We start from the raw sequence: 2,287 nt of genomic DNA on the forward strand, positions 1-2,287 counted from the left end.
TTCAGCGTAAATGTATCAGACCGAAACACCTTGGCTATAGGAGCCTGCGAGCTCGAGTTTCCTCTGCCAGCACCAGGCTTAGGGCCGGATTGCTGCGCAACAATCCCGCTACATAGAGGGTATAGACTTTCCCCGCCTCCAGCTGCAGGTCAAACCGCTGCAGGGGAATGCTCCGGCTGGGAGCCGACTGCACACCTGGCGCGGAGGCTGAAGGGGCTATGGCCACTTGAATTTGGGTAAAGCCGGGGCGCATAGCTTGAAAGGTGGATACTTGTCCAAACGCCAACTGGGGCAGCAGTACCCGCCCTTGCTCCCCTTGCCATTGCAGGGCCGGCGCATCGGGAGCAGCGTGGACAAACCGCACCAGGGCTTGATCAAAGGGCGGATGGATGTTGTCTTCCAGCACCAGGGCCGTCATGCGATTCGGCTCGTTGGCAGCAACCACCGAGAATACTCCCCCGCCCCTGAGATTGGCTACGGTTCTGGCCGCAACCAAAGAACTCGCAGGCTGGCCAGGGTTCTCAGGCGTTGAAAACAAAACAATGTCGTACTCGCCCGCCGGTATGCGCACGTACTCGCTCACCGAGCCATAGGCTATGCCCCGAGCAGCTCTCACCCCTCCCACTTCCAAGTCGATCCGAGGGGCATTGGGGGCCACATGCACCAAGCGCACTTGGACTTCAGAAACTCCCGCAGATGCCGAAGGCATCGGGATGGCACAGCCGGACAAAAGCCCCGACATCAACGATCCACCCACCACGCAGAGTACTGCGCTCACCCACTGTCGCACCATGTTCACGCTCACTCCTACTCCTCACACCCAACGCTCATCAGGGATCGAACTGCTGTATTTCTGCAAACCCAAGGAGGGCACTCTCGCTCCCCAAAAGTTCGTATTGGCGCAAGGGATCCCACCCTGCTGACGCCAAGGAACCTGCTCTTGTCTTACTCCACTTTTGCGCCCAATGCCATAGAGCTATGGAACGGGTTGGGATCTAGTTCCTTTTAACTAAACCAAAGGCAAATCACCGGACTCGGCCCCACCTGCAGGATCTGGGTTGGGGGCAGGGATCCCTGGCTGGGGAGACCGACGGCTAAACAAGCGGAAATAAGTGCTCACAGCCAGCTCTTTGAGCGGGAAAAGCAAGTAGGTCAGGGGGTTGATGGTGACGATGATGTTGCGGCAGTCTCGTTTGGCCTGGGCCAAGATCTGAGCGGCCACCCAATCTCCCGACATAACCCCGATGGGATTGAGCTGGCTCTTGAAGGGGCCGAGGATGAGCTTGCGCACTGTGCAGGGAGCATCGAGGCGGCGCAGAGTAACCAGATCGCCTAGGGCCCGCTTGGAGAGCTCGTAGAGGGGACTGAAAGCAGGGCTAGCCTCAGCCTCTGAGGTGTTCACCCACACCTCTTTGGTGGCCATTTCGGGGTTGCCGCGCACCGTCTGGAAGAACAGCTCCATTAGGCGCCAACTGGAGAAAGTGTTGACGGCATAGGACTGGCGGACAGACTCGGGATCCCGTTGCCTGTGGACGTTCAGGCCGTGGTTGAGCACCAAGATATCCACCCGCTCCAGCAGCTCAGCCAGGGATCCCTCTTGCCCCACCTGCCAGCGAACGGTCTCCACCGGCTGGATCTGGCCGTCCACTTCGATGTGAACCGAATCCGAATGGGAGCTGAGGGCGATGACTTTGGCCCCCTGCTGGTGAAAATGCTTGAGCAAGGCCCGGCCCAGGGTGCCGGAGGCGCCGGTGACGGCTACTCGCTTGCCTTTCAAGGAGAGACTGGTGCCCATGAGCCGATCTACGAGAGTCAGGGTGCCGCAAAAATAGGCGTTGGTATCGTCGAAGTGGTGCCGCCAGTGGTAAGCGCGGTTGACATGCCATTGGCTGGGAGGAACGGGGAAAGGCCCCGGCTGGTGGGTGATATCCGTCTGCAGGGCCAGCCCCCAACCCCGCAGCATACCAGCCACCCAGAAACTGGCCGAGTAGAGAATGCCCACCGCTGCCGCCAGGCCGTACAGCAGGGATCCCTGGCCCAATACCACCACCCAAGGGATCCCGGCCAGGATCATCGTCGCCGCTTCGGGAACGTCGTGGTGCCACTGGGATTCTCGGTACAGCTGTGCATCCACCACGCTAAGGTCGGGGCGGAACAGGCGGTGGTGCAGGATGTGTTTGGGCATCAGCCAGGGCCACCGGTGGGCCAGCCAATGGCGCACATCCCGCACGATCTCAGCCCAAAGGATGGAGGCTAGGGCGACGGCCCCCACCCCTATCCAATGACT

Annotated in this window: 2 protein-coding genes; both read right to left on the minus strand. The window is 60.4% G+C overall.

What is annotated here, in order from left to right:
• Window positions 1–34: 34 nt before the first annotated feature.
• The gene (locus NW819_RS11120; RefSeq protein ID WP_414351985.1) at window positions 35–805 is read right to left on the minus strand and encodes a DUF4397 domain-containing protein; all 771 of its coding nucleotides are present in this window, start codon (window positions 803–805) and stop codon (window positions 35–37) included.
• A gap of 204 nt (window positions 806–1,009) precedes the next feature.
• The coding region (locus NW819_RS11125; protein WP_414413777.1) for a bifunctional sterol desaturase/short chain dehydrogenase at window positions 1,010–2,287 on the minus strand (1,278 nt) is incomplete at its 5' end.

It is taken from the genome of Synechococcus sp. R8-2 (genome assembly GCF_047461715.1).
GTDB lineage: Bacteria > Cyanobacteriota > Cyanobacteriia > Thermostichales > Thermostichaceae > Thermostichus.